General features: G+C 67.0%; 16 protein-coding genes and 2 riboswitches. Of the genes, 10 read left to right on the top strand and 6 right to left on the bottom strand.

The genetic code is table 11. The features are described 5' to 3' along the window. Positions 1–18: 18 nt before the first annotated feature. The 3 genes from BLR77_RS09560 to cobG are packed head-to-tail and all read right to left on the bottom strand — an operon-like array spanning position 19 to position 2,691. Entirely contained in the window at positions 19–759 is a 741-nt protein-coding gene (locus tag BLR77_RS09560) for a precorrin-2 C(20)-methyltransferase (protein ID WP_074677916.1), read from the bottom strand. Next, positions 759–1,385: a precorrin-8X methylmutase gene (locus BLR77_RS09555; RefSeq protein WP_074677115.1), complete on the bottom strand. Its 627-nt coding sequence runs from the start codon at positions 1,383–1,385 to the stop codon at positions 759–761. The genes BLR77_RS09560 and BLR77_RS09555 overlap by 1 nt, the downstream gene beginning before the upstream one ends. Beyond that, entirely contained in the window at positions 1,378–2,691 is a 1,314-nt protein-coding gene (cobG, locus tag BLR77_RS09550; RefSeq protein ID WP_074677113.1) for a precorrin-3B synthase, read from the bottom strand. The genes BLR77_RS09555 and cobG overlap by 8 nt, the downstream gene beginning before the upstream one ends. Positions 2,692–2,788: 97 nt before the next feature. Next, a riboswitch (cobalamin riboswitch) is annotated at positions 2,789–2,971 on the bottom strand. A 180-nt stretch (positions 2,972–3,151) separates the two neighbouring features. Between cobG and cbiE the strand changes: the two genes are divergently transcribed. Together cbiE and BLR77_RS09540 are read left to right on the top strand one after the other, a co-directional pair. Further along, positions 3,152–4,354 carry a precorrin-6y C5,15-methyltransferase (decarboxylating) subunit CbiE gene (cbiE, locus tag BLR77_RS09545; RefSeq protein WP_074677111.1) on the top strand — a complete coding sequence of 401 codons (1,203 nt, stop codon included), beginning with the start codon at positions 3,152–3,154 and terminating at the stop codon, positions 4,352–4,354. Beyond that, the gene (locus BLR77_RS09540) at positions 4,351–5,076 is read left to right on the top strand and encodes a cobalt-precorrin-6A reductase (protein WP_074677109.1); all 726 of its coding nucleotides are present in this window, start codon (positions 4,351–4,353) and stop codon (positions 5,074–5,076) included. Before cbiE ends, BLR77_RS09540 begins: the two co-directional genes overlap by 4 nt. Positions 5,077–5,146: 70 nt before the next feature. On the opposite strand, the gene BLR77_RS09535 is transcribed toward BLR77_RS09540, so the two are convergent. The 3 genes from BLR77_RS09535 to BLR77_RS09525 form a co-directional block, all read right to left on the bottom strand. Then, on the bottom strand, positions 5,147–5,866 hold the full coding sequence (locus BLR77_RS09535) for a GntR family transcriptional regulator (protein ID WP_074677107.1): 720 nt from the start codon (positions 5,864–5,866) through the stop codon (positions 5,147–5,149). Between the two features lie 85 nt (positions 5,867–5,951). Beyond that, entirely contained in the window at positions 5,952–6,641 is a 690-nt protein-coding gene (locus BLR77_RS09530; protein ID WP_074677105.1) for a FadR/GntR family transcriptional regulator, read from the bottom strand. Between the two features lie 116 nt (positions 6,642–6,757). Beyond that, a complete protein-coding gene (locus BLR77_RS09525) occupies positions 6,758–8,089 on the bottom strand; it encodes a C4-dicarboxylate transporter DctA (protein WP_074677103.1) in 1,332 nt (443 codons plus the stop codon). A 411-nt stretch (positions 8,090–8,500) separates the two neighbouring features. On the opposite strand from BLR77_RS09525, the gene BLR77_RS09520 reads away from it, so the two are divergent. The 8 genes from BLR77_RS09520 (at position 8,501) to BLR77_RS09485 (ending at position 19,477) form a co-directional block, all read left to right on the top strand. After that, on the top strand, positions 8,501–9,199 hold the full coding sequence (locus tag BLR77_RS09520) for a (2Fe-2S) ferredoxin domain-containing protein (protein ID WP_074677101.1): 699 nt from the start codon (positions 8,501–8,503) through the stop codon (positions 9,197–9,199). Positions 9,200–9,324: 125 nt separating this feature from the next. Further along, positions 9,325–9,518, top strand: a riboswitch (cobalamin riboswitch). A gap of 333 nt (positions 9,519–9,851) precedes the next feature. Continuing rightward, positions 9,852–11,960: a TonB-dependent receptor gene (locus tag BLR77_RS09515; RefSeq protein WP_074677099.1), complete on the top strand. Its 2,109-nt coding sequence runs from the start codon at positions 9,852–9,854 to the stop codon at positions 11,958–11,960. A gap of 106 nt (positions 11,961–12,066) precedes the next feature. Continuing rightward, on the top strand, positions 12,067–12,867 hold the full coding sequence (locus BLR77_RS09510; RefSeq protein WP_051037280.1) for an ABC transporter ATP-binding protein: 801 nt from the start codon (positions 12,067–12,069) through the stop codon (positions 12,865–12,867). Next, positions 12,867–13,838: an ABC transporter substrate-binding protein gene (locus tag BLR77_RS09505; RefSeq protein ID WP_074677097.1), complete on the top strand. Its 972-nt coding sequence runs from the start codon at positions 12,867–12,869 to the stop codon at positions 13,836–13,838. The genes BLR77_RS09510 and BLR77_RS09505 overlap by 1 nt, the downstream gene beginning before the upstream one ends. Beyond that, a complete protein-coding gene (locus BLR77_RS09500) occupies positions 13,835–14,842 on the top strand; it encodes a FecCD family ABC transporter permease (protein WP_074677095.1) in 1,008 nt (335 codons plus the stop codon). The genes BLR77_RS09505 and BLR77_RS09500 overlap by 4 nt, the downstream gene beginning before the upstream one ends. A gap of 85 nt (positions 14,843–14,927) precedes the next feature. After that, entirely contained in the window at positions 14,928–16,112 is a 1,185-nt protein-coding gene (cfaB, locus tag BLR77_RS09495) for a C17 cyclopropane fatty acid synthase CfaB (RefSeq protein ID WP_074677093.1), read from the top strand. A 40-nt stretch (positions 16,113–16,152) separates the two neighbouring features. Further along, positions 16,153–17,904, top strand: a complete 1,752-nt coding sequence (locus BLR77_RS09490) for a sensor histidine kinase (protein WP_074677091.1) — start codon at positions 16,153–16,155, stop codon at positions 17,902–17,904. Between the two features lie 232 nt (positions 17,905–18,136). Then, positions 18,137–19,477, top strand: coding sequence for a sigma-54-dependent transcriptional regulator (locus tag BLR77_RS09485; protein ID WP_074677089.1), 1,341 nt, complete (start codon positions 18,137–18,139; stop codon positions 19,475–19,477). Positions 19,478–19,887: the final 410 nt, after the last annotated feature.

Raw genomic sequence — 19,887 nt, 5'->3', positions numbered from 1 at the left:
CCCTCCCACATGTTCGGGTTAGCCTCTCCATTTCTGCCCAGGCACCAGAATCATGGAAAAGTACGGCGAATCCATCGGCTCCACCTGGTCCAGCGGCACGATCTTCTGGCTGGCCATGGTTGCCCGCTCGACGTAGTGGGCGCGGCCATCCAGGCCCAGCTTGCGCAGCACGCGGCGGACCTTGTCGAAGTTGCGCCCGAGCTTCATCACCACGGCGGCTTCGGCGTCGCGCAGGCGCTGCTCCAGCTCGTCTTCCGCCAGTACGCCGGAGAGCACGCTCAAGGACTGATTGCGGTACACCAGCGGGGTGCCGAGCACCGAGGCGCAGCCGAGCATCGAACACACGCCGGGCACCACCTCCACCTCGTAGCGATCGGCCAGACGGTCGTGCAGGTACATGTAGGAGCCGTAGAAGAACGGGTCGCCCTCGCAGATCACCGCCACGTCCTGGCCGGCGTCCAACAGGCGGGCGATCTGCTCGGCGCAGGTGTCGTAGAAATCGGCGATCACATCCTCGTAGGAGAGCGGCGGGGCGAGCTTCTCGGTGGTCACCGGGTAGACCAGCGGCAGGCGCTGCTGGCTGGCGTCCAGGTGCGCCTCGATGATGCCGAAGGCATTACCGCCGTGGCCGGCATTGTGCTTGGCCTTGGCCACGAAGTAGGCCACCACTGGCGCCGATTTCAGCAGACGCAGGGCCTTGAGGGTAAGCAGCTCGGGGTCGCCGGGGCCGACGCCGAGGCCGAGCAGACGACCGGCCATCATTCCACCTCCGAGGCGAGGGCGTTGACCGCGGCCACCGCCATGGCGCTGCCGCCCCGCCGGCCACGCACGATCACGTAGGGCACGCCACGGCTGTCCTCGGCCAGCGCATCTTTCGATTCCGCCGCGCCGATAAAGCCCACCGGCATGCCGATGATCAGCGCTGGCTTCGGCGCGCCGGCGTCGAGCATTTCCAGCAGGTAGAACAGCGCGGTGGGGGCATTGCCGATCACCACCACACTGCCTTCCAGATGTTCGCGCCAGTGCTCCAGGGCTACCGCCGAGCGGGTATTGCCGACCTCGCGCGCCAGCTCCGGTACGCCGGCATCGTGCAGGGTGCAGATCACCGGGTTGTTCGCCGGCAGGCGCGGGCGGGTGATGCCCTCGGCGACCATGCGCGCGTCGCAGAGGATCGGCGCGCCGGCCAGCAGGGCTTTGCGGCCGGCGGCGCCGGCACCGGCGGAGAAGCGCAGATCCTCCACCACGTCGACCATGCCGCAGGCGTGGATCACGCGCACGGCGAGCTTTTCCAGGTCGGCGGGGATGCCGTCGAGATTGGCCTCGGCGCGGATGGTGGCGAAGGAGCGGCGGTAGATTTCCTGGCCGTCGCGGATGTAATCAAGCATCGGGTTTTCCTGCGGGGTATTGGCGGGCGAACCAGGCGCCGGCTTCGTCGATGGTCATGGCCGGCGCCAGCAGGCGGCCGAAACCGGGCGCCTCGGGCGTGCGTTGGTAGAGCTGGTAATGGTCGGGCGTGCTGGCCAGCAGGGTGTAGGGCTGGACGCGGGCGCTGGCGCAACTGCGCGGGCAGGCACTGAGGTGCACCTGCGGGCGAGCGCCACTGGTACGCAGCAGCTCGGCCAGGTGCAGGGCGTGGTGTTTGCTGTCGGCCAGACCGCGTGCGCAGGCAGCCGAGCCGGTACAGGCGACCAGGCCAAGCAGCGGCTCATCGGCGTGGCTCAGCAGGCCCAGATCGTTCAGTGCAGTCAGCAGCTCACGGGCGCCGGCCTCCGGGACGTTGCCCAGCAGCAGACCTTGCCAGGGCGTCAGGCGTAGTTCGCCGTCACCCTGTTGCTCGCACAGCTCTGCGAGTGCCATGAGCTGTTCGGCATGCAGCCGACCCAGCTGGGCGCCGGCTGCCACCATGCACAGGCCGCTCTGCGCCTGTGGATAAATACCTGCCGGTGGACGGCTGACGGTCTTGGCGGGCTGCCAGTGGGCCGGTGCCGGCTGCAGGGGGAAATCCAGGCGCGCCTGCAGGCGTTGCAGCAGTTCGCTGGGCGGCACCTGGGTCAGCAACTGGCGCATGCGCGACTGCTCGGGCGTGGCCAACTCGAGGAACAACAGCAGAAGCTGACGCACCAGCTCGACTGCCTGGGTCGCCTCGACGCGCGTCACGGGCGCATCGCCAGGGCAGCCGGCCAGGCCCAGCAGCAGATGCTGCTCGTCTTCAGCCGCCAGCCACAGGTCGTGGGGATGTTCGCGCATGGCCAGGGCTTCGCCGCCGTCCAGTTGCAGGGCGAACTTGGGCGACAGGGCATGCAGCGCCGGGGTGTCCTGCAGCAGGTCGAGCAACTGGGCCGCCAGCGGACGCACGTCCATCCGCGCCTGCGGGTCGAGGCCGGCGGCGGGGCTGAGCAGCAGGTTGCGCACATCGTCAGCGGCGGCCACGCGCGGGCCGAGTCCGGCACTGAGCAGGGCGTCGATCAGCGCGCTTTCCTGGCCGGGCAGCACGCCGCGAATCTGCAGGTTGCTGCGGTTGGTCAGCTCCAGCACGCCGCTGGCGCAATGCCGCGCTGCCTCGGCTATCGCCCGCGCCTGGGCACTGCGCAGCACGCCGCCGGGCAGCTTGATGCGGCAGATGCCGCCATCCAGTGCGGGAACGATACGCAGCAGGCCGGGGCAGGCGGAGGGGCGAGCAGATGCGGACAAGGGGTCACCTGTGGATAACGACGCGGCGACCGAACCAGCGAAATCCGCCCACAGGGGGACTCCATGGCATCGGTACACCCCGCCCGATGTTGGCACTCGCGACCAGCGTTCGTCGGCAGGTCTCCTGGCTGACAGGTCTTGATCCGCTGCGCCTTCCCGGTTACCCAGTGGCCGATTGCATTGGACTCGCTGCTTACAGTTGCGGGGGCAGCCACGGTGAACCGTGTTCCCTCTTGGGGAAGCTCTGAAATGGCCATTTACCGTCACTCCCGCGAAGGCGGGAGCCCAGGTAGTACTGAGATTCTGGATTCCCGCCTGCGCGGGAATGACGACTATTTCAGAGTTTCCTTAGGCCCTTTACTGAGTCGTATCGACTCAAGGGCACCGACGAAGGCGCTATTATGCCCGCTTTGCCCGGAGCGCGGACAGGCGGTCCGTCGGGCCTGTGCGAGGACATTGGATGAAACCCTGGTTGACCCTGGTCGGCATCGGCGAAGACGGCTACCCCGGTCTGGGCAAGGCCGCGCGCCGCGCGCTGCTGGCGGCCGCGCGCATCGTCGGCGCGCCGCGTCAGCTGGCCTTGCTGCCGCCCTGCATCAGTGGTGAGCGGGAAACCTGGCCCAGCCCCTTCGACCTGCAGCCGCTGCTGGCGCGGCGTGGCGAGGCGGTGTGTGTGCTGGCCAGTGGCGACCCGATGTTCTACGGCGTTGGCGCCAGCCTGACGCGCCAGGTGCCGGCCGATGAGCTGCTGGTGCTGCCGGCACCGTCGTCGGTGTCGCTGGCGGCGGCGCGTCTGGGCTGGCCATTGCAGGAGGTGGAAGTGCTGTCGCTGGTCGGTCGGCCGTTGGCCACGCTCAACGCACGGCTGTTTCCCGGCGTGCGCCTGCTGGTGTTGAGCGCCGACGGTGACACGCCCGCGCAGGTCGCCGAGGCACTGCGTGCGCGCGGGTTCGGTGCCAGCCGGATCACCCTGCTGGAGCACCTCGGCGCTGCTGACGAGCGCCGCATCGATGGTCTGGCTGAAAGCTGGAACCTGCCGCGAGGCGCCGATCTCAACTTGCTGGCCGTGCAGTGCCTGGCCGACGCCGGAGCGCAATTACTTCCGCCGACCTGCGGCCTGCCGGACGAGGCCTACCGTCACGACGGACAACTGACCAAGCGCGATGTGCGCGCCGTTACCCTGGCGCGCCTGGCGCCGCTGCCCGGCGAGCTGTTGTGGGACGTCGGCGCCGGTTGCGGCTCCATCGGCATCGAATGGATGCGCGCGCATCCGGCCTGCCGCGCCATCGCCATCGAGGCCAACGAAGGGCGTCAGGATCATATCCGCCACAACCGCGATGCCCTCGGCGTACCCGGCTTGCAACTGGTAGCCGGGCATGCACCCGAGGCGCTGGCCGGGTTGCCGGCGCCGGATGCCATTTTTATCGGCGGCGGCGTCACCGTGCCTGGTGTGCTGGATGATTGCTGGGCCGCGCTCAAGCCGGGTGGGCGCTTGCTGGCCAATGCGGTAACGATTCAGAGCGAGGCGGCGCTGGTGGCCTTCCGCGAACAGCATGGCGGCGAGCTGCTGCGCCTGACCGTGGCCCAGGCGCAGCCGCTGGGTGGCTTCGACACCTGGCGCGCGGCGCTGCCGATCACCCTGCTGGCGGCCTATAAACCGTGACGGCGCGTATCCTGCTGCTTGGCGGTACCGCCGAGGCCCTACGCCTGGCGCGCCGGCTGGGAGCGGAGACGGTCTACAGTCTGGCCGGCCTCGGCCGGGTGCCGGACGATCTGGCCTGCCGCGTGCGCGTCGGCGGTTTTGGCGGCGCCGACGGCCTGGCGGCCTTTATCGCCAGCGAAGGCATCGAACTGCTGCTCGATCTGACCCATCCCTATGCGGCGCAGATCAGCCATAACGCCGCCCGCGCCGCCGAGATCGCGGGTGTGCCCTGCTGGGCGCTGCGTCGGGCTGGCTGGCAGCCCGGTCCCGGCGACGACTGGCGCGAGGTGGACGACTGGAATGAACTGACCCGGGCGCTGGCGCCATTCGAACGGCCATTCTTCACCTCCGGGCGCGAGCCGTTGGCGCATCTGCATGAGATTCCCGAGCACCAGCACTGGACGGTACGTTGCCTGCAGAGCGAGCCGGCGCCGCCGCGCGCCGAGATCATCGGCGCACGCGGGCCGTTCTCCCTGGACGAGGAGCGCGCACTGTTCGCCCGTATCCGCTGCGACGTGCTGGTGAGCAAGAACAGCGGCAGCGCCTCCACCGAGCCGAAACTGCAGGCCGCCCGCGAGCTGGGTTTGCCGGTGCTGCTGTTGCGTCGGCCGGCGCTGTCAGCGGTAGATCGGGAGTTCGCCGAGATGGAGGCATTATGGGAGGTGTTGCAGCAGCGGCTCTGATACAGGGTGCCGCTGCTGGGCGTGGCTGATTCACCGCTGTCTGCGGGAATTGGGGAACCGCGATGCTTGATCAGGCCGTGCGTCTGACCTTGAAGGCGGCATGCAGGTCAGCCGTCGGCGTGGGCGCAAAGCACATCCTGTCGAACACGCCATGCAGGTGGTCGATCAGCAGTTGGGTCGCGTGGGCAATATCGCCCGCTTCCAGCGCCGTGATCAGCGCCAGGTGTTCTTCGCAGGTCTGTGCCGAATAGACCACGCCCCGGCTCAGGGCGACATTCAGCGAGGCGCGCGACAGCAGGCCGCGAAGAAACTCGAGCAGCAGCGTGTTGCCGGCCAGTTCCGCCAGTTTCAGGTGAAACTGCCCGGCCTGCTCGATCAGGCCCGCGCCATCGCCAGCGGCCAGGCAGGCCCGCTGGTTTTCCACCAGCGCATGCACCTCGTTCAGGCGTGCGTCCGCCGGACGCGTACCGAGTAGGCGAATGACCTCTGTTTCGACTAGAAGGCGTGCTTCCAGCACTTGGTGGGCCTGCTGCTCACTGGGCCTTGTGATCTGGGCGATCTGCCGCGGTTCCAGGGTTACCGCGCCTTCTTCGGCCAGCCGGGTCAGGGCGCGCTGTACCGTCCAGCCGCTGACTCCGAAGATGCGCCCAAGGGTGTTTTTGTCCAATTTTGCGGTGGGTGTCAGACGGCGGTTGAGGATCGCCGCGTAAATGCTCTGGTAGATGAAATGGCTGGTGGGTTTGCCACCGCCGACGCTCGCGCGGCGGGTTGGCTGATCGGCAAGATTCATGATCACACCTGTCGATGGGTTCCGGACTGCAGGCCGCGTCGAGGTACCGGCCGGCTGCTGCCAGGCAAGCCAGGCGGCGTGAGGCTCACGCCTGCGGTACGCGGAGGTTGATGTTCAGGCGGGTGCCTTCGTTGAGAATGTGCTGACGCATCGCCTGGCTGGCCTGCTCGCTGTCCTGGCGGCGGATGGCGCGCAGGATCGCCTCGTGTTCCTGAAGGATGTCTTCGGCGTAGTCCGGGTTGTGCCGGATCAGTTGGTCGCTTTGCTCCAGGGCACCGCCGATCTGCTTGGCCACGCTGAGGAAGATCGGGTTGGAACTGAGTGCCACCAGTTTGCGGTGGAAGCTGGTGTAGGCGCTGGCAAGGGCGCGCATGTCGCCATCCTCGATCGCCTCGCGCATGTCCAGCAGCAACAGGCGCAGCTGGCTCAGTTCGGCACCGTCGAGCGACTGGGCGACCAGGCCGGCGATGAAGGGCTCCAGCGCGTAGCGCAGCTCCAGCACGTCGGCGGTGGTCGCGCTGGGCGGCGCCTGCACCTCGGGCAGCGCGGCGCCCTGGCGCTCCAGCACCATGACGCCCTTGCCAGGCAGCGAGCGCACCACGCCCAGGGTTTCCAGGATGGTGATCGCCTCGCGCAGGCTGGGACGGCTGACCTCCATCTGCTCGGCCAGTTCGCGCTGGCCCGGCAGCATCTGGCCTGCCGGCCACAGGCCCTGCTCGATGGGGGCGAGCAACTTGCGGACTACCGCGTCGACCAGCTTGGATGACGAAAACATGGGGCCTCCCTAAACCGCAAAACGATGAGTGCCAGCGCACGCCCGGGCATAGCCACGCTCACAGCCGGCTACGCTTTGCGGCTTGGCGATGAGAGCAGACCAGGCCCGGGTTGTCATCAGCTGCGCGCCTCGCCTTCCTGGCCCACCGCCACACGCATCGTGCTGGAGCCCTTGCTTGCGCCGTAGGCACTCAGCTTACCGTCGAGAACCGCATGGGCGCGCTGCAGGTCGATGTCGTTGTCCCAGCGGGCGATGGCCACGGTGGCGGTGCAGTTGCCGATCAGGTTGGTCAGCGCCCGGCCGATGCCCATGAACCAGTCGACCGCCAGCACCAGCACCAGGCCGGCAGCGGGTATTGCCGGCACCGCGGTGAGGGTCGCGGCGAGGATGACCAGCGCCGAACCGGGAATGCCGTGGGCGCCCTTGGAGGTGATCAGCGAGACCAGCAGGATGGTGAGTAGGTCGCTCATCGCCAGGTCGGTGCCGGTGGCATGGGCGATGAACACCACCGCCAGCGTCAAGTAGATGGAGAAACCATCGAGATTGAACGAGTAGCCGGTGGGAATCACCAGGCCGACTGTGGAGCTGCGGACACCCATGTGCTCGAGTTTGCGCATGATCTGCGGCAGCACGGCATCGGATGAGGCGGTACCCATGACGATGGTCAGTTCCTCGCGGAAGTAGCGCAGGAAGGGCAGCAGAGGCACGCCGCACAGACGCAGCACGCCGCCGAGGACGATCAGTACGAACAGGAAACAGGTCACATAGAACACCGCCACCAGGGCGCCGAGGTGGCTGAGCGAGTCGAGGCCGTACTTGCTGGTGGTAAAGGCCACGGCGCCGAACACGCCGATCGGCGCCAGGCGCACGATCATGCCCATGATGCGGAAGATCACGTGGCTGAACTCGTTGATCAGCTTGGCCACGCCGCTAGCCTGCTCGCCGACCAGATTCAGCGCGCTGCCGAACAGCACGGCGAACAGCAGCACCTGGAGAATGTTGTTGTCGGCGAATGCACCCAGCACCGAGGTGGGGATCAAGTCCATGATGAAGGTCGCCGGGCCGTGCAGCTCCTGGGTGCGGCTGGCATAGAGCGCGGCATCGCTGGTCGACAACTCGTTGAGGTGGAGGTTGGCACCCGAGCCCAGGCCCAAGCCGTAGGCCACTACCAGCCCGAGGATCAGGGCGAAGGTGGTCAGCACCTCGAAATAGATCACCGATTTCAGGCCAATGCGGCCGACTTTCTTCAGGTCACCTGCACCGGAAATGCCGCTGACCACCACGCAGAAGACGATCAGCGCGATCAGCATCTTGATCAGCTTGATGAAGCCATCGCCAAGGGGTTTCAGCTGGATGGAAAGTTCGGGCAGGCTGAGGCCGCACAACACGCCGAGCACCAGGCCTATCACGACTTGCAGGAAGAGCGAGCGGGGAAGCAGTTTGAGCATCGTCGAGGTCTCCGTTCGGCGCGTCATCCATGCCCTCACGGAGGCCCAGAAGCGAACGCCAGATTGTTTTTATGGTATTACCGGTCTGACCAGTTCAGGCTAAGCGCAATTTTTCTACCCGGCAAGCCCCCGTCTGGCGCGTTACCTCAGTCGAGTCGTGATTAGATACGTTGAAAAGCCCGAAACAGAGCGCCTTAATGCAGATTAATGACCGCTGGTCAGGCAGTTTTCGTAAGCGTCTGGCTGTTGCCGATGGAGCATGGTGATACGGGGTTATCCCGTGAAAATGGCGCGGCGATTGCCAAAATCACCGGTCAGACCGGATAACACCCCAGCCGTGCGGAGTCGACATGTTGGGGTATGGCCATCGTGCCGAAGCGGCTAGACTGCCGGCCCGTTCTGGAGACCGTCATGAGCCAAGCCCCCTACGCCCGCGTTCTGTTCATCGGCCCCGGCCTTGGTCGTGGGGCATCGGCCGAGCGTCTGCAGCAGCGCGTCGAAGCACTGCTGGGCGAGGCGCATCTGCAGGACAGCGAGCAGGACGGCTTCTGGCAGGCCATCGATGAGGCGCCACGACCGCTGCTGGTGGTGGATCTGGAGCCGCGCGCCGATGCCGCGCACCGGGACTGGCTGCGCGAGCGTATCGCCGAGCGCGGCGATGGGGCGGGGGTGTTCGTTGTCTGCACGGCGCTGGAGGATGTCTGGCTCGATGGCCTGGGCGCGTTGCTGGAACGGCGCGAAACGCATCTGCCCTGCAGTGATGTGCCGCCCGTGCCGGCGCACCATGCCTGGTCGCAGATTCCGCCGCATGCGCAGCGCCTGCTGCTGTGCAACGGCCCGCGCTGCACGCGCAAGGGGGCGTTGGGCCTGTGGAAAACCCTGCGCCAGCGGCTCAAGGCCGCCGGCAAGCTGGAGTGCGACGGCGGCGTGCATATCACCCGCAGCCAGTGCCAGTTCCCCTGCGACCTGGGGCCGACCGCAAGTCTTTATCCACAGGGCGAGTGGTACGGCATCCAGGACGAGGCGGCGGTGATCCGTCTGGTCGATGAGCGCCTGGTAGCTGGTAGGGCGCTACCGGATTTGCGTATCGACGAGCAGGGCGGAAACTAGTCGCCGTTGTGGACAAGCTGCGCGTTGTCCACCCTACGCCTGAGTCCAACCCACGAGTGGACTTACGGCCGCCAAAGCGCCTCCCACAATTGCCCCCGCGCCTTGACTTGAGCGGGTGCGAATGGTCATATCCGCCCGCTTCAGGTGTCTCACGCCGCCGCGCGTGAGGTGAAACGGGAAGTCGGTTGAAGTCCGACGCTGCCCCCGCAACGGTAAGCGAGCGACCGCATCGATACGCCACTGTGCGCCACGCGCATGGGAAGGCGATGCGTTCATGACCCTCGCAAGCCCGGAGACCGGCCTGGAGTCATTTTGTCTGGCAACCCGCGGTGGGCGGGCGTTGACTCCAGTAGGGCGCCGCCGTGCCCCCGTCTGCTGTTGCGCATTTCCATCGGATTGCCGTGCCTTTTCTCTTTGCGATGGAAGCAATATGGCGCGCCATTTCCGCTACAAGAACCTCTCCTCCTCAGGCCTGGACGAACGTCTCGAGCCTAATTTCGGCTGCCTGCGAAAAACGATAATGTTATGTTATAACAGTAACATTATCGCTTCAGTCACCGACTGCAAAGAGTCAAAGCTGACCGCTTTCAACTCGCACGCAAAGGGCTTGGAGCGCCCTGACGGCTTCCCTAAAAAAACCGGAATCACTCACGTGCAACAGGTTCTACGCCACTGCTCCCTGCCGTTCGCGCTGCTGGTTGGCGGTGTGGCCACGGCCAGCGAATCGCCCGTCGATCTCCCTGACGTCACCGTCCAGGCGCACGTTGCCGAGGAAGGTGCGAGCGATCTGCATACGCCCACCACGTCCGGCTCGCGCCTGGAGCTTTCGGCGCTGCAGACCCCGGCCAGCACTTCCAGCCTGAGCGGCGCCGAAGTACGTGGGCGCAACAACCTGACGGTGCAGGACGCGGTGACCCGCACGCCGGGCATCAGCAGCATCGGCTCGCCCGGCAATGGCGGCACCGCGCTGTCGGCGCGCGGCTTCACCGGCCATGCGGCGACCATGCAACTGTACGACGGCACCCGTCAGTACGTCGGTGCCGGCACGGTGACCTTCCCGGTGGACACCTGGTCGGTGGCACGCATCGACGTGCTGCGCGGCCCGGCCTCGGTGCTTTACGGTGAAGGCGCCACTGGCGCGGTGATCAATGTGGTACCGAAGAAGCCTTTCGCGGGCGAGATCCGCAACCAGCTACGCCTCGGCTACGGCAGCGACGACCGCCGCCAGGCCGCGCTGGACAGCGGCGGTTCGCTGAACGATGCGTTGAGCTATCGCTTCAACGTCAACCAGCAGGCCAGCAATGGCTGGGTCGACCGGGGCGACTCCGACAGCGTCGCACTCAGCGCCGCCCTGCGCTGGGACGCCCATGACGACCTGAGCTTCACCCTGTCCCACGACCATGGCGACCAGAGCCCCGAGCGCTATCTCGGCACGCCGCTGGTGGCTGGCAAGTACCGCGAGAGCATCCGCGAACGCAACTACAACGTTGCCAATGCCGACATTCGCTACAACGACCAGATCACCCGTCTGGTGAGCGACTGGCGCATCAACGACGCGCTGAGCGCCAGCAACCAGCTCTACTACATCAAGACCCAGCGCTACTGGCGCAATGCCGAGGCGTATCGCTGGCAACCGGGCGATACGGTCGAGCGCGGCGAGTTCTACGAGATCAAGCACACCCAGGAACAGGTCGGCGACCGCCAGAGCTTCACCCTCGAGCATCCGCTGTTCGGCCTCGATAGCCGCACCGTGGTGGGCGTGGATTACAACCGTATCCATTTCGCCCGCCAGCACGACTTTGCCAGCAGCTTCAGCGACAGCGTGCCGCTCGCCGGTTCCGGTGGCGGTCAGTACCAGAGCACCGATCCGCTCGGCTACGGCCCACGCGAGCGCAACCTGGCCCGGCAGTTCTCGCTGTTCGCCGAGAACCGCACCCAACTGACCGAGCGCCTGTCGCTGGTGACCGGCGTGCGCCGCGATCAGGTGCATATCCAGCGCGACAACCTGATCGATGGCAGCAGCGTCGACCGCAGCCTCAGCGGCGACAACTGGCGCGCCGGCCTGGTCTTCGCGCTGACCCCGGAGCTGTCGCTTTACGGCCAGTACGCCACCAGCACCGAGGGCGTGAGCAACCTGCTGACCTTGAGCCCGACTCAGCAGCAGTTCGATCTGAGCGAAGCCAAACAGAGCGAAATCGGCCTCAAGCAGGCATTCTGGGGTGGGCAGGGCGAGTGGACGCTGGCCGCCTACCATATCGTCAAGAAGAAGCTGCTCAGCCGTGCCACGCCGACCTCGCCTACCGAGCAGGTCGGCCAGCAGTCCGCAGATGGCCTGGAAGCCACGCTGCAACTGGCCCTGGCTCAGGGCTGGCAGCTGGCGGCCAATGCTGCGTTCGTGCGTGCCGAGTACGACGACTTCGTCGAGGGCGGTGGCGACCGCAGCGGCAATCGCCCGACCGACGTGCCCAGGCGCACCGCCAATCTGTGGCTGAACAAGGACCTCGGCAGTGGCGTGGACGCCGGTATCGGCGCGCGTTATGTCGATGCGCGCTACGCCGATAGCGCCAACACCGCCAAGGTGCCCGGCTACACCGTGGTCGACGCCAATATCGCCTGGCAGGTATTGCCGGACGTGCGTCTGGGCCTGGAGCTGAACAACCTGTTCGACCGCCAGTACGCGACCAGCGCCAGCAGCGATGGCCAGCAGTGGTACCTGGGCGCGCCGCGTTCGTTCTTCGTCACTGCGGATTACAGCTTTTGAAGCATCCCTCGACCCGCTCATGCGCCGCCTGTGCGTGGCAGGGACCTGCAAGTGGAGTTTTCCCGTGTCAGTGAGTATCCGATTGGGCTGGCCCTCCAGCCTGCTCGTGCCAGCACCGAGCCGCCGTACGGCGGCGCCTGGGCCACGCCTGCACATCCGCGATCTGGCCTGGTCGCCGGACGGGCAACGCACCCTGCTCGACGCGATCGACCTGGAGATTGGCGACGGCGAACTGCTCGGGCTGATTGGCCCCAATGGCAGCGGCAAGACCAGTCTGCTGCGCTGCGCCTACCGTTTCCAGCGGCCGAGCGCCGGTTGCGTCGAACTGGACGGCGAGGCGCTGTGGCAGCGTCCGCCGCGCTGGAGTGCACAGCGCGTGGCGGTGCTGCTGCAGGAGTTCCCGCAGGACTTCGGCCTGCGCGTGCATGAGGTGGCGGCCATGGGCCGCACGCCGCACAAGGGCCTGTTCGATGGCGACGATGCCGACGACCAGCGCCTGGTCAGCGAGGCACTGGCGCGGGTGGGTCTGAGTGCGCTGGCGCAGCAACCTTTCGCGAGCCTCTCCGGTGGCGAGAAGCAGCGCGTACTGCTGGCCCGCGCCCTGGTGCAACAGCCGCAAGTGCTGATTCTCGACGAACCGACCAACCACCTCGACCCGCGTTACCAACTCGAACTGCTCGGCCAGATCAGGGCGCTGGGCCTGGCGACCCTGGCTAGCTTTCATGACCTCAACCTGGCGGCGGCCTTCTGCGACCGCCTCTGCGTGCTGGATCAGGGGCGCCTGGTGGCGGTCGGTCGGCCCGCCGAGGTGCTCACCGCCGAGCTGTTGCAGCAGGTGTTCGGCGTGCGGGCGCTGGTCGATACCCATCCACTGGCGGGTCATCCGCGTATTACCTGGATTGTTTGATGAGTTTGTGCCATTCGCGGCTGAAGCCGCTCCTACCCACGCTCGTGCTCTCGGCGCTGCTGCTGGCCAGCCCCGCCTGGGCCGCCACCGTCACCAGCTGCGACCGCCAACTGACCGTCGAGCAGCCGCCGCAGCGTGCGGTCAGCCACGACATCACCCTGACCGCCATGCTCCTGGACCTCGGTCTGAGGGAGCGCATGGTCGGTTACAGCGGCATCAGCGGCTGGAAGACTGTCGAGCCGGGCATGCAGGCGCAACTCGATGGGCTGCCCGAACTGGCGGCGCGTTATCCGTCGCTGGAAAATCTGCTCGCCGCCGGCGCCGACTTCTTCTTCGCCGGCTGGAACTACGGCATGCGTATCGGCGGCGAGGTCACCCCGGCCAGCCTGGAGCGCTTCGGCATTCCGGTCTACGAGCTGAGTGAGTCCTGCGCGCACGTCATGCCTGGCCGCGTCGCCAGCCTCGATGATGTCTACAACGACCTGCGCAACCTCGGCCGCATCTTCGCTGTCGAGGCGCGCGCCGAGGTTCTGGTGCAGGGCATGCAGGCGCGGGTAGCAGCGGTAGGCGCGCGGCTTGGCGAGCAACCGACGCGGCCGCGTGTGTTTGTCTACGACAGCGGCGAGGATGTGCCCTTCAGTGCGGGGCGTCTGGGCATGCCGCAGCCGCTGATCGAGGCGGCCGGTGGGCGCAACGTGATGGATGGGGTGGCGGCCAACTGGATGAAGGTGGGTTGGGAGACGGTGGTGGAGCAGGACCCGGAGCTGATCCTGATCGTCGACTATGGCGAGCGCACGGCGGCGCAGAAACGTGACTTCCTCCTGCAGCATCCTGCACTGCAGGGCGTCACTGCTATCCGCGACAGGCGCTTCGTGGTGCTCTCCTATCTCGCCGTCACGCCGAGCCTGGACAACGCCGCGGCCATCGAGACGCTGGCTGCCGCGCTGCATCCCGAGGCATTCGCGCAGTGACGCGTTTTCGCCTGCTGCTGCTCGGCCTGGCCGCATTGCTGGCGCTGTCCTGTGCGCTGTCGCTGGTCTTCGGCGCGGCGCAGGTGCCGCTCGAGCGGGTGCTGGCGATCCTTGGCCAGCATTTGTTCGGCATCGCGCCCGAGGTGGCGGTGAGCGTCGGCCAGGACAGCATCGTCTGGCACCTGCGTGCGCCACGGGTGCTGCTCGGCGCGTTGGTGGGTGCCGGCCTGGCACTGGTCGGCACGGCGCTGCAGGCGGTGACGCGCAACCCGCTGGCCGACCCGCACCTGCTCGGTGTCAGTTCCGGCGCGGCGTTCGGTGCGGTAATCGTGGTGCTCTACCTGGGCGAATTCGCCGGGCTGCTCAGTCTGCCGCTGGCGGCCTTCGTCGGTGCGCTGGCGAGCATGCTGCTGGTGTTGGCCATCGCCAGTCGCAGCGGGCGGCTGCAGAGCGACCGCCTGCTGTTGGCCGGGGTGGCGGTGTCCTTCGTGATGATGGCGGCCAGCAACCTGTTGCTGTACCTGGGCAACCCGCACGCGGCCAGCTCGGTACTGTTCTGGATGCTCGGCGGCCTCGGTCTGGCGCGCTGGGAGCTGCTGTGGCTACCGGCGCTGTGCCTGGCGCTGGCCCTGGCGGTGCTGCTCGGCCTGGGCCGCGCGTTGAACGCGCTGATGGCCGGCGAGCAGAGCGCCGTGAGCCTGGGGCTGGACCCGCGCCGGGTGCGTCTGCTGGTGTTCGTGGTGGCGTCCTTGCTCACCGGCGTGCTGGTGTCGCTGTCCGGTGCCATCGGTTTCGTCGGTCTGATGCTGCCGCACGTGGCGCGCTTTCTGGTCGGCGCCGAGCACCGTCGCGTGTTGCCGGTGGCGGCGCTGCTCGGTGCGCTGTTCCTGGTCTGGGTCGATGTCGCCGCGCGCACCTGGCTGGCGCCGCAGGACCTGCCCATCGGCATCGTAACCGCCGCCATCGGCGGGGCGTTCTTCGTCGCTCTGCTGAGGCGCCGCTAGTCGCCAGGATCGAACTGCTGCAAGGGTGCAAAGGTCATCTGAACTAGTCTCTGTAAGACACACTCCTGGCCAGGGGGAGATGACCATGCTTGCGCAATTGACCGCCGCGTTTCGTGATCTGCAAATACCGCTGCGGGTGAAATTGTGGGACGGCAAGCAGATCGATCTGGGGCCCACACCCAGGGTGACGCTGGTGGTCAAGGACCCCAGCCTGGTCGCGCAACTGGCCCATCCCAGCCTGGATGCCCTGGGCGCCGCCTATGTCGAGGGACGGGTGGATCTGGAGGGCCCCATCGAAGAAGCCATCGAGGTCGGCGATGCCCTGAGCACTGCGCTGCTCGGCGACGAGCCCCCTCCGGTGGAGCAGCATGCCGCGCATGACAAGCGCAGCGACGCCGCCGCCATCAGCTACCACTACGACCTGTCCAACGAGTTCTACCGACTGTGGCTGGATCGCGACATGGTCTATTCCTGCGCCTACTTCGAAACCGGCGAGGAAGACCTGAACCAGGCCCAGCAGGCCAAGCTGCGCCACCTGTGCCGCAAGCTGCGCCTGCAGCCGGGTGACAGGCTGCTCGACGTTGGTTGCGGCTGGGGCGGCCTGGCGCGCTTTGCCGCACGTGAATGCGGCGCGCAGGTGTACGGCATCACTCTCAGCAAGGCGCAGCTGGAACTGGGCCTGCAGCGCGTGGCCGAAGAAGGCCTGCAAGGGCGCGTGACCCTGGAGCTGCTGGACTACCGTGACCTGCCGCAGGACGGTCGTTTCGACAAGGTGGTCAGCGTCGGCATGTTCGAGCATGTCGGTCACGCCAATCTGCCGCTGTATTGCCAGCGCCTGTTCGGTGCGGTCAAGGCCGGTGGCCTGGTGATGAACCATGGCATCACCTCGCGCTTCACCGACGGCCGCCCGGTTGGTCGAGGTGCGGGTGAGTTCATCGACCGCTACGTATTCCCGCAGGGAGAGTTGCCGCACCTGGCGACCATCGCCAGGGCAATCAGCGAGGCGGGGTTGGAGATCGTCGATGTCGAAAGCCTGCGCCTGCACTATGCGCGTACCCTGCAGCTGTGGAGCCAGGGGCTGGAGCGGCGCCTGCAGAAGGCCGCGCAGTGGGTGCCGGAAAAGTCCCTGCGCATCTGGCGTCTGTACCTGGCCGGCTGCGCCTACGGCTTCCAGCATGGCTGGATGAACCTGCATCAGATCCTGGCGGTGAAGCCACGTGACGACGGTGGCCATGATCTGCCGTGGACGCGCGCTGACCTCTACTCATGATGGGTTAACATGCGCCTCGAGCCGACCCCACGAGCCGCCCATGCCCCTGCCGCAACAGCATCGTCACCGCGTACTGTTCACCGTTCTGGCGATTCTCGCCGGTTTGCTGCTGAGCCTCTGGCTTGGTGGACGGCATGCCGAGCATCGCGCCTGGGACGAGCGCAGCGTCGAGGCGCGCGGGCAGTTGCAGCTCTATGCCCAGTCGATCCGCACCCTGGTCGAGCGCTTCAGCTCGGTGCCCGAAGTGCTGGCGCTGGACAGCGACATCCGCAGCCTGCTGCGCGCGCCGCATGATCGCCAGTTGCGCCTGGCACTGAACCAGCGCCTGGAACGGCTCAACGCGGCTGCCGGCTCCACCGTGCTGTACCTGCTCGATGCCCAGGGCGAAACCCTGGTGGCCAGCAACTGGCGCGACTGGAGCAGCTTCGTCGGCAACAACTACGCCTTCCGGCCGTATTTCCAGAACGCTCTGCGCGATGGTGGCGCACGCTATTTCGCGGTGGGCGTGACCACCGGTATTCCCGGTTATTTCCTCTCCCACGTGGTGCGCGATGACAAGGGCGAGCTGCTCGGCGTGCTGGTGGTCAAGCTGGAGCTGGAGGACCTGCAGCGCGAATGGGTTGGCCAGCCCGGCGTGTTGCTGGTCGCCGACAGCTATCAGGTGGTGATCCTCAGCAACAAGCCGATCTGGCGTTTCCGCGCGCTGCAGCCGCTCGACGAGCAGGCGCGTGCCGAACTGGTGGAGGTGCGCCGCTATGCCGAGCAGGCGCTGCAGCCGCTGGCGCATCAGGTGCATCGGCATATCGATGCCGATGCGGACTGGGCGCGGGTCGACGGCCCCGACGGTAATCGCGACTATCTTTGGCAGCGTCTGCACATGCCCGAAGAGGGCTGGACCCTGCATCTGCTCAGCGAGCCGGTCGGCCTGGCCGACAGCGTGCGCAGCTATCGCCTGGCCGCTGCCGGCGTGTGGATGACCTGCGCTTTCCTGCTGCTGTTCCTCGCCCAGCGCCGCAAGAACCAGCGCCTGCAGGCCGGCATCCGCGAGCGCCTGGAGCGCGAGGTGGCGTTGCGCACCGCTGAGCTGCGCGAAGCCCAGGACGGCCTGGTGCATGCCGCCAAGATGGCGGCCCTGGGGCAGATGTCGGCGGCCCTGGCGCACGAAATCAATCAGCCGCTGACCGCCTTGCAGATGCAGCTCGGCAGCCTGCGCCTGCTGCTCGACAGCGGTCGGCCGGAAGCGGTGCGCGACGGTCTGCAGCGTATCGATGGGCTGCTGCAGCGCATGGCCGCGCTGACCGGCCACCTCAAGACCTTCGCCCGCAAGACTCCGGCCGGCCTCAGCGAGCGCCTGTGCCTGGGCGATGTGCTGGAGCAGGCCTTGCAGTTACTGGCGCCGCGCATGCGCAGCGAGCAGGTGGAGCTGCGCACGCAGATCGACGACGAGGCCGAGGTGCTCGGCGATGCCATCCGCATCGAGCAGGTGATCCTCAATCTGCTGCACAACGCCCTCGATGCCATGGCCGAGAGCGAGACGCGCATCCTCCTGGTGCGCATCGTCCGTGAAGACGGCGGCTGCCTGCTCAGCGTCGAGGACAGTGGCGGCGGCATCGCCGAAGAAACCCTCGGTCGGGTCTTCGAGCCCTTCTTCACCACCAAGCCGGTGGGGCAGGGCCTCGGGCTCGGGCTGGCGGTGTCCTACGGTATCGTGCGCGATCTCGGCGGCACGCTGGAGGCGCACAATGGTGAGCTGGGCGCGGTGTTTACCCTGAGGCTGCCGGCGGCGCCGTAACCCGGATGGCTGCGCGCATGCCTTGTAGGAGCCCGCTCGCGGGCGATGCTCCGTGCCACACAGGCCTATCGCCGGCAAGCCGGCTCCTACACGGGGCATATCGGCGGACCTGGGGTGGGGTGGTGCTTTCTGCGCGGCGCTGCCTGATCCCAGGGTGCGCCATGCGCACCGGTCGTTCCCCCGGATTGCATTCGTCGGGCTACACTGCCCGCCGTTCTCAAGAGGAGGTGCCATGAGCGTTCAGGTCATAGTGGTCGACGACGAAGCGGCGATTCGCGAGGCGGTGCAGCAGTGGCTGGAGCTGTCCGGTTTCACCGTGCGTACCTGCGCCAGCGCGGCCGAAGCGCTGGCTCTGGTCGACCGCGACTTTCCCGGCATCGTCGTCAGCGATGTGCGCATGCCCGGCAGCGATGGTCTGCAACTGCTCGACAAGCTGCTGCAGGTGGACACCGACCTGCCGGTGATCCTGGTTACCGGCCATGGCGATGTACCCATGGCGGTGCAGGCGCTGCGCCAGGGTGCCTATGACTTCATCGAGAAACCCTTCACCCCCGAACGTCTGCTCGACAGCGTGCGTCGTGCGCCGGACAAGCGTCGCCTGGTCTGCGAGAACCGCCAGCTGCGTCGGCAGGTGGCCGACAAGGGCCGTATCGAAAGCCAGCTGATCGGCATTTCGCGGCCGATGGAAAACCTGCGCCGGCAGATCCTCGAACTGGCCGGCACCTCGGTCAACGTGCTCATTCGCGGCGAGACCGGTAGCGGCAAGGAGCGGGTGGCGCGCAGCCTGCACGACTTCAGCCCGCGAGCCAGCAAGGCCTTCGCCGCGCTGAACTGTGCGGCGATTCCCGAGACCATCTTCGAAAGCGAGCTGTTCGGCCACGAGAGCGGCGCCTTCACCGGGGCCCAGGCGCGGCGCATCGGCCGTATCGAGCATGCCGATGGCGGTACCCTGTTCCTCGACGAGGTGGAGAGTCTGCCGCTGGCGCAACAGGTCAAACTGCTGCGTGTGCTGCAGGAAAAGACCCTGGAACGCCTCGGCTCGAACAAGAGCATCCAGGTCGACCTGCGGGTGATCAGTGCGGCCAAGCCGGATCTGCTCGACGAGGTCAAGGCCGGGCGTTTCCGCGAGGACCTGGTGTACCGCCTCAACGTCGCCACCCTGCACATTCCGCCGCTGCGCGAGCGTCGCGAGGACATTCCCCTGCTGTTCGAGCATTTCGCCCACGAGGCAGCGCAACGTCATGGTCGCGAAGCGCCGCCACTGGCCCCGAGCGAACTGGCGCGCCTGCTCGGCCATGACTGGCCGGGCAACGTGCGTGAGCTGATCAACGCCGCCGAGCGCCATGCCCTGGGGCTGTCCAGCCCGCCGCCGGCCGAGCGCTTCGCCGGTCAGGCGCTGGCGCAGCAGATGGAGGCCTTCGAGGCGCAGTGCCTGCACAACGCCCTGCTGCAATGCCAGGGCAACATCAGCGCAGTGATGGAAATGCTGCAGCTGCCGCGCCGCACCCTCAACGAGAAGATGCAGCGCCATGGCCTGGCGCGCGGTGATTACCTGCCAGGCGGCGAGGAATAAGCCACGCCCTGTAGGAGCCGGCTTGCCGGCGATAGGGTTAGGATGATCGCCCGCAAGCGGGCTCCTACGCGACATGGCTGTGCTGGTCCGCACCCAGGCGAGCGATAAGCGGAATTTTGCCGACCCTGTCACAAAGGTAGGCGATTTCCCGCTCAGTGACCCGTTGGTCTATCGATAAAACCTCTCTATCTCGGGCTTTTCAGGCCCTGGCACGGCATCTGCTATGACAGGTACAGCCGCGCAGCATCTTGCCGACGTGGCGACCATAACAACGACAAGAGGTCAGCCCATGAACTGCCATGCCCCTCGCGCCATGCCGCACTCGCTGCCGTGCATGGGCCGCCTCCCCACCGCGCCTGCCGCGGCTCTTGTCCTACGCTGCACCCTGCGCTGCTGATCGCGCAACGCCG

The sequence above is a fragment of the Ectopseudomonas alcaliphila genome (genome assembly GCF_900101755.1).
GTDB classification, from domain to species: Bacteria; Pseudomonadota; Gammaproteobacteria; order Pseudomonadales; family Pseudomonadaceae; genus Aquipseudomonas; species Aquipseudomonas alcaliphila.
The sequence above is the reverse complement of the archived record's forward strand: the minus strand, read 5'-3'. Positions and strand labels throughout refer to the sequence as shown.